Raw genomic sequence first — 7,598 nt, forward strand, 5'->3', positions numbered from 1 at the left:
GCGCCCTGCCCGGCGGCCAGCGCCGTGCCGGCCCCCACGCCAGCGCCGGCCAGCCCCACGGCAACGGCAGCGGCCATGCTCAGCCGTCGGCTCCAAAATCCTGCCATCAGGGCTTACCTCTTCTTGCGTTTCTGCTGTTCCAGCGCGTCGCCGGCCACCAGCATGATGTCATCCGCCCGGATAAAGTCCGGCGTGCCGGCCGGCAAGCCTGCCCGTGCCAGCCGCGCGTTCATCATCGCGCCCATGGCATTGCCTTCCAGGCTGAACCGTTCGGCCGCGGCCAGCGCCGCCCGCGCCTTGTCGCCGCGCCGATCATAGATGACGCCAAGCTGATACCAGGTGAAGGGGTTCTCGCGATCCAGGCTCACGGCCTTCCGCAACAGCGGCTCCGCTTCGGCTTGCAGCGTGGCGTCCTCGCTCGTCACCAGCGCATGGCCGAGCAGGGTCATGATCATCGGCTCGAACGGCGCCCGTTCGACGGCGCGCCGCAGCACCGGCAGGCTTTCCGGCACCTTGCCCGATTCCAGCAAAATCTGGCCTTCAAGTTCCAGATAATAAGGATCATTCGGGCTCAGCGCGACCAGCTTCGCCGCTTCGGCCATCGCCAGCTCGGGATGGCCCGACCGGTGCCAGGCATAGGCGCGGGCATAAAGCGCCGCTGCCGTGTTGGTGCCCTCGGGATAGGTCTGCATCACCCGCCCCGGCTCCTCGACAAAACCGATCAGCTTGCCCTTTATGCGATCGAACCGGGCCTGCAGGGCCGGATTGGGCGGCTTGTCCCACGCCGCGTCCTTTTCATAAACGGCAATCAGATTGTTGATGCGCGTCGAGGACAACGGGTGGGTGCGGGCATATTCATTGTTCTGCGGAATCGCCAGCCGATACTCGAGGCCCTGGATGCGCCGGAAAAAGGCGATGCTGCCCTTGCCCGACAGGCCAGCGCCCGACAGGAACTGCGCGCCAGCCTGATCGGCCCGGCTTTCCTGATCGCGCGTGAAGGCCAGAAAGCGGCCCTGCGCCGCCGCCGTGCCCAGCCCCAATATGGCCATGCCGGCCTCCCCGGCGCCAACCGCCAGCGCCGCCGCCGCCCCCAGCAACGACAGCAACGAAATCTTCGTCGCCGGCCCGGCACCTTCGTTGAAGCGTACATTGTGGCCGCCGCTGATATGGCCAAGCTCGTGGGCAATCACGCCCTGCAACTCGTTCACATTGTCCGCCGCAACAAACAGGCCGGAATGGATGAAGACATTCTGCCCACCCGTCACAAAGGCGTTGATGCTGGGATCACCCACCAGCACAAACTGCACACTGCGCGGGTCCAGCCCGGCCGACACCACCATGTCGCGGCTGATGTCGCGCAGAAACGCCTCGGTCTCGGCATCACGCAGGATGGATTGCGCCGCGGCCGGTCCGGGCAACAGCGCGAGGGTGAGCGCGAGCAGGGAGACAAGGATGCGCATACGTCTTGCCCTTGCCTAGCACAGTTGAACTGGCGGTGAAGGGGCAGCCGATTGTGTTAGGCGTGCCGCTCGACAAGGCGATTGAAGTGGAAGCGAGGCCTCCGGTGGGCAGGGTCGCAGACCCTGCACCCATTTTCTTTCGGGTGTGCTGATTTGGGATTGGACCGCTTGCGACCGGATTTCAGACATTCAGACTAGAGCAGCGTTGCCTCCAGCCTGCTTGCTTGCCAGTCTATCCGGATGAATAACGGAATGTCGGACAAATCTGCGGGGCGCATGGCAGCGGCGCTGGAGGCAGTCTATCGCGCATTCGATGGACGCCCGCCCTCTGTGATCCATGGCTGCCCGTGCTGCATTACGACACGGGGTACGGACGTGCTGCTGACGACACCATTGCGGCAGATTACTGGCCAGGCTCTTTGGCGATACGTTTCAGGCGCATTTCTGACGGTCGGCGACGTGCAAGATTTTCGATATCTTCTGCCCCGCGTTCTGGACGTATCAGTTTTTGACCCTAGCAACGCCAACTACCCTGAGGTCGTGCTGGGCAAGTTGTCCCTCGCAAACTGGCGCACATGGGAAGTGGATGAGCAAGACGCCATTGAGGAATTTATCGACGCATGGTTTGAACACGTGCTTGAAGCCGAATTGGCACTTGCGGGCGATGACGAGATCAACGGCGATATCGAGCATATTTTGTGTGGCGCAGCATGCGCCGGCATGGCGCCTGACCGCTGGTTCGGAAGGCTGGACGAGCCGAATGTAGTGCCGATTGTCTCAAACCTGAAAGAGCATCTTCCAAGTAAGCCAAGTGGCTTTTGGGAGGAGGTACCCGAGGCCTTTCACCAATTGCGATCGTTTCTGGATCATCGGCTGACTTAGTGTCACCTAAACTCATCAAAGCTGAAATAAAGCGCCGGCCAAGAAGAACGGATGCAGGGTCCTCGACCCTGCCCGTCGGAGGCCCCCTGCCTCTATGCCGCCCTGAGCGCCCGCGCCCGGCGGCGTTGGACGGATGATCCCAGTCCCAGCGACTCGCGATATTTGGCGACCGTGCGCCGGGCGATGTCGAAGCCTTCGGCGATCAGCAGCTCGACAAGCTTGTCGTCCGACAGCACGTCGTCGCCTTCGGCGGCGATCAGCCGGGCGATGCGGTCCTTCACGGCCAGGGCGGAGGCGGTCTCGCCGTCGCCGGACGCAACGCCGGAGGTGAAGAAATATTTCAGCTCGTACTGGCCGCGTTCGCACAGCAGATATTTATTGCTGGTTACGCGGCTGACGGTTGATTCATGCATCTCGATCAAATCGGCGACCTGGCGCAGGGTCAGCGGCTTCAATTGGCTCACCCCGTGTTCGAAAAAGCCCTGCTGAAGCCGCACGATCTCGGTGGCGACGCGGATGATGGTGCGGGCGCGTTGATCGAGCGCCTTTAGCAGCCAGTTGGCGCTGGCGACACATTCGTTGAGGAATCCATGGGTCGCCTTGTCGGCCCCGGCCGCCAATTCGGCGTGATAATCGCGATCGATGATCAGCCGCGGCAGAGTCGCCTGGTTGAGGCTGATCTGCCAGCTGCCATCCTGGCTGCGGATAACAAACACATCCGGCACCACCGGCGTGGCGGCTTCCCCGGCATAGCGCAGGCCCGGCTTGGGGTCATAGCGCTTCAACTCGCGGATCATGTCCACGATGTCCTCGCGGTCGAGCCGGCACAGCCGCATCAGGCCATTGAGATCGCCGCGCGCCACCATGTCGAGATTGTTCAGCAATTTCTCCATCGCCGGATCGCAGCGATCGGCGGCGCGGGCCTGGGCGATCAGGCATTCCGACAGGCTGCGTGCGGCAACGCCGACCGGATCGAACATCTGCACCTGGGCCAGCACTGCCTCGGCCCGGGCCGGCGACACATCCAGACGATCGGCGATCTCGTCGAGCGGTTCGACCAGGTATCCGGCCTCGTCCAGCCCGTCGATGATGAAGCGGGCGATGGTCAGATCGAGGCCCTCGAAGGCCGCGCTGGCTTGGGCTTCCAGCACTTCGGTCAGCCCGGCCTCGCCGCCGGCAAAGCGTTCGAAGTCGGGGCCGTCGTCCTCGCCGCCGGCCTGGGCCGCACGTTCGCCCCAGTCCGCCGGCTGGTCCGACGCGCAGTCGTGGTGGAAGCGCTCGCCGGTGTAATCGGCCTCCAGTGGACTGTCGCCGCCGCCGATGCCATCGCGCAGCAATGACTCCAGCCCGGCGCTGCTCGGATCATCCTGCACCGGCAATGCCTCGGGCGGCGCATCAACCCCGCTCGGCCCGCCCGGTTCCGGCGGCTCGGCGGCGTCGCCGGCGGCGAGCAGGGGATTGCGCTCAAGCTCTTCGGCGATCCAGCCTTCCAGCTCGACATTGGTCAGCGTGAGCAGCTTGATGGCCAGCTGCAGCTGGGGGGTCATCACCAGCTGCTGCGACTGCCTCAGCTCAAGGCGCGGCCCCAAGCCCATCTCAGCCCCCGCTGAAACCTCTTGGGATCACAGGCTGAAATCCTCGCCCAGATAGACGCGGCGCACGGTCTCATCGGCGACCAGCGCTTCCGGCGTGCCTTCGAACAGCACGCGGCCATCATAGATGATGCAAGCGCGGTTCACGATCTCCAGCGTCTCGCGCACGTTGTGATCGGTGATCAGCACGCCAATGTCGCGCGCGCGCAGCTGCACCACCAGGGCGCGGATATCGGCGATGGAGATGGGATCGATACCGGCAAACGGCTCGTCGAGCAGCATGATCGACGGGTTGGCGGCGAGCGCGCGGGCGATTTCAACGCGGCGGCGTTCGCCGCCCGACAGCGCCATGGCCGGGGCGGCGCGCAGGCGGGTGATGTTGAACTCGCCCAGCAGTTCCTCCAGCCGGGCAGCGCGGGCCGTCGCATCAGGCTCGGCCACTTCCAGCACGGCCATGATGTTCTGTTCCACGGTCATGCCGCGGAAGATGCTGGTTTCCTGCGGCAGATAGCCCAGGCCCAGCGCGGCGCGGCGATACATCGGCAGGCCGGTGATATCATGGCCGTCGAGCAGGATGCGGCCCGAATCCGGCATGGCCAGACCCATGATCGAATAGAAACAGGTGGTCTTGCCGGCGCCATTGGGGCCGAGCAGGCCGACGACTTCGCCGCGCCGGACCGAGAGCGAGACATCGCGCAGCACGACCCTTTTGTCATATTTCTTGCCGATGCCGTCGACCGACAGACCGCGCAACACGGGGCCATCGCCGCCGGGGGCTGCCTGTTCCTGCTGCTCCATCACCTCTGTATCGGCCATCGTCGAATCAGCTCCCGCCAGTTGGCGCGAAATTTGCATGTCGGCGCGCAAACTATCGTGAAAGCCGCGTTCCGCCAAGGCGGTTCCGGCGGGAATCTTGTTGCCAATCCGGTGCTTTTGCCGGATCAGACCGGCCATCATGGCGGCCGCAGCGCTCTTTTCCGATCCGGCAATGCTGGCCCTGCTGCTGGCAGCGGGCCTGTGGGCCGGCGCCCAGAACGCGTTGGCCGGCGGTGGCAGCTTCATCACCCTGCCGGCATTGATCGCGGCCGGGCTGGATCCGAAACTCGCCAATATCACATCCACCATGGCGCTGTTTCCCGGCCAGATCACCACCGGCATCGCCGGCCGCAAACTGGTGGCGGGCGCGGATCGGCTGTCGTTCAAGGCGCTGGCCGTGATTGCGCTGGCGGGCGGCGTCACCGGCGCATTGCTGCTCAACGCCACGCCCACCCGCGTCTTTGCCGCGATGGTGCCATGGCTGGTGCTGCTGGCCACCGCCGTCTTTGCCTGGGGCAGTTTCGGGCCCAAAAAGGCCAGCGATCGGCCACCGCCGCCAGCGTGGGTCACCGTGCTCACCCAATCGACCATCGGCATCTACAGCGGCTTCTTCGGTGGCGGCGCCGGCATCATGACGCTGGCCAGCCTCACCATCGCCGGCCTGCCGGTCAGGAACGCCGGCGGCACCAAGAATGTGCTGGTGTCCCTGTCCAACACCACCGCCGCCATATTGTTCGCCTTCACCGGCACGGTCGCCTGGGCGCATGCGCTGGTGGTTGGCGCCGGCGCGATGGCCGGCGGTTACCTTGGTGCCAAGGCGCTGGCCATCGTACCGGAAAAGGCGCTGAAGGTGGCTGTGATCATCATCGGCCTGGGCCTGACGCTGGGGCTGTTCCTGCGCGCTTAGCGCCGCTGGCCATACTCGTCGATCAGCACCTCGCGCCGGCCCACATGGTCCGGCCGGCTCACGAACCCGTCCTGCTCCATGCGCTCGATCAAGCGGGCGGCGTTGTTGTATCCGATGCGCAGGTGGCGCTGCAGGAAGCTGGTGCTGGCCTTCTGCGCCTTGGCGACCACGTCGATGGCCTTGGCATAGACGTCGGCCTCGTCATCGCCGCTGCGTCCGCCGGTCAGGCCAGCGCTGGCCAGATCGAGCTGACCATCAAGATCGGCCGGCTCCTCGGTGACTGCCTCGACATAATCGGGCGAGCCCTGCGCCCGCCAGAAATCGGCGACCGCTTCCACTTCGGCATCCGAAACGAACGGCCCATGCACGCGCACCAGCTTGCCGCCGGCCATCCACAGCATGTCGCCCTTGCCCAGCAACTGCTCTGCGCCGGGCTCGCCCAGGATGGTGCGGCTGTCGATCTTGCTGGTCACCTGGAAGCTGATGCGGGTCGGCAGGTTGGCCTTGATGACGCCGGTGATGACATCCACCGACGGGCGCTGCGTCGCCATGATCAGGTGGATGCCGGCAGCGCGAGCCTTCTGCGCCAGGCGCTGGATCAGGAATTCCACTTCCTTGCCGGCCGTCATCATCAGGTCGGCCAGCTCGTCGACCACCACCACGATCAGCGGCATCGGCTCGAAATCGAGCACTTCCTCCTCGATGATCGGCGCTTCGGTTTCCGGGTCCCAGCCGGTCTGCACGCGGCGCACGAACGGCTTGCCGGCGGCCTGGGCCTCCTTCACCTTCTGGTTGAAGCTGGCCAGGGAGCGGACGTTCAACTCGCTCATCTTGCGATAGCGGTCTTCCATCTGCTCCACCGCCCATTTCAGCGCGCGGATGGCCTTGGGCGGATCAACGACGACGGGGGCCAGCAAATGCGGGATCCCGTCATACATCTTCAGTTCCAGCATCTTGGGATCGATCATGATCAGCCGGCATTGGGCCGGCGTCATGCGATACAAGAGCGACAGGATCATGGCGTTGAGGCCGACGGACTTGCCGGAACCGGTGGTGCCGGCGATCAGCAGGTGCGGCATCGGCGCGAGATCGGCCACCACCGGGATGCCAGCAATATCCTTGCCCAGCACCAGCGGCAGGGTGACCGACTTGCTGTCGAAATCGGCACTGCCCAAGAGTTCGGACAGCGACACCGTCTCGCGCACCTGGTTGGGCAGTTCGATGCCGATGACATTCTTGCCCGGCACCACGGCGACCCGCGCCGACAGCGCGCTCATCGACCGCGCGATATCATCCGCCAGGCCGATCACGCGGCTGGCCTTGATGCCAGGCGCCGGCTCCAGTTCGTACATGGTGACCACCGGGCCAGGGCGCACCTCGCCGATGCGCCCACGCACGCCGAAATCTTCGAGCACGCCTTCCAGCAGCCGGGCATTCTGTTCCAGCGCGGCGGCATCGATGCGCGCGCGCGGCGCTGAAGGTGGCGGCGCCAGCAGGTCCAGTCCCGGCAGGATGGCGGTATCGCCCAGATCGAGCGACTTCTGCTTGTCGCGCACTGCGCGCTCGCTGCGGCTGGGGCGCTCCGGCCGATCCAGCACCACCAGCGGGCCGGGCTCAGGATCGCTCGTAAGCTCGGCCTCCGCCTTCGGGCGCGGCCGGCTTGGCTTGGGCAGCGGCAGGCTGCCGGGCTCGGCCTCGGCATTCGGGTTCCACAGGCGCTGGCCGGCGGCGATGGCATCGCCCACCGTCTCGCGGCTCACGGCGCTGCCCCAGGCCAGACAGGCGAGGCCCAGCGGCGCCAGCAGGATGGAGAGCACCACGCCCACCGACACATCGGCCAATTCCGGAATCGCTTCGGCGCTGGCGGCCGCCGCTGCCATGCCCTGGCCAAGCAGGCCGCCCGGCCCGGCCGGCGCCCCCCAATCGGCCAGGCCAAAGCCA

6 protein-coding genes are annotated in these 7,598 nt (G+C 65.6%); 2 read left to right on the plus strand and 4 right to left on the minus strand.

The features are described from left to right. Nucleotides 1–113: 113 nt before the first annotated feature. A complete protein-coding gene (locus tag GJ693_RS12085; RefSeq protein WP_156256548.1) occupies nucleotides 114–1,460 on the minus strand; it encodes a M48 family metalloprotease in 1,347 nt (448 codons plus the stop codon). A 240-nt stretch (nucleotides 1,461–1,700) separates the two neighbouring features. Here GJ693_RS12085 and GJ693_RS12090 point away from each other — a divergent pair, with 240 nt between their 5' ends. Beyond that, nucleotides 1,701–2,342, plus strand: a complete 642-nt coding sequence (locus GJ693_RS12090) for a hypothetical protein (RefSeq protein ID WP_156256549.1) — start codon at nucleotides 1,701–1,703, stop codon at nucleotides 2,340–2,342. 92 nt (nucleotides 2,343–2,434) lie between these two features. Here the strand turns inward: GJ693_RS12090 and rpoN are convergent, their stop codons facing one another. Next, nucleotides 2,435–3,937: an RNA polymerase factor sigma-54 gene (rpoN, locus tag GJ693_RS12095; protein ID WP_156256550.1), complete on the minus strand. Its 1,503-nt coding sequence runs from the start codon at nucleotides 3,935–3,937 to the stop codon at nucleotides 2,435–2,437. A gap of 27 nt (nucleotides 3,938–3,964) precedes the next feature. Further along, complete coding sequence (lptB, locus tag GJ693_RS12100; protein ID WP_408014574.1) at nucleotides 3,965–4,732, minus strand: LPS export ABC transporter ATP-binding protein; 768 nt, start codon at nucleotides 4,730–4,732, stop codon at nucleotides 3,965–3,967. Between the two features lie 157 nt (nucleotides 4,733–4,889). On the opposite strand from lptB, the gene GJ693_RS12105 reads away from it, so the two are divergent. After that, complete coding sequence (locus tag GJ693_RS12105) at nucleotides 4,890–5,657, plus strand: sulfite exporter TauE/SafE family protein (RefSeq protein ID WP_197042158.1); 768 nt, start codon at nucleotides 4,890–4,892, stop codon at nucleotides 5,655–5,657. On the opposite strand, the gene GJ693_RS12110 is transcribed toward GJ693_RS12105, so the two are convergent. Continuing rightward, nucleotides 5,654–7,598, minus strand: a 1,945-nt coding sequence (locus GJ693_RS12110; RefSeq protein WP_235902852.1) for a DNA translocase FtsK, incomplete at its 5' end; no start/stop codon positions are given. The genes GJ693_RS12105 and GJ693_RS12110 overlap by 4 nt on opposite strands.

It is taken from the genome of Sandarakinorhabdus oryzae, from assembly GCF_009733735.1.
GTDB lineage: Bacteria > Pseudomonadota > Alphaproteobacteria > Sphingomonadales > Sphingomonadaceae > Sandarakinorhabdus > Sandarakinorhabdus oryzae.

What these genes read in the sequence shown, in the direction of transcription:
- GJ693_RS12085 (WP_156256548.1), bottom strand. Translation starts at nt 1,460, where the DNA reads ATGCGCATCCTTGTCTCCCTGCTCGCGCTCACCCTCGCGCTGTTGCCC.
- GJ693_RS12090 (WP_156256549.1), top strand. Translation starts at nt 1,701, where the DNA reads ATGAATAACGGAATGTCGGACAAATCTGCGGGGCGCATGGCAGCGGCG.
- rpoN (WP_156256550.1), bottom strand. Translation starts at nt 3,937, where the DNA reads ATGGGCTTGGGGCCGCGCCTTGAGCTGAGGCAGTCGCAGCAGCTGGTG.
- lptB (WP_408014574.1), bottom strand. Translation starts at nt 4,732, where the DNA reads ATGGAGCAGCAGGAACAGGCAGCCCCCGGCGGCGATGGCCCCGTGTTG.
- GJ693_RS12105 (WP_197042158.1), top strand. Translation starts at nt 4,890, where the DNA reads ATGGCGGCCGCAGCGCTCTTTTCCGATCCGGCAATGCTGGCCCTGCTG.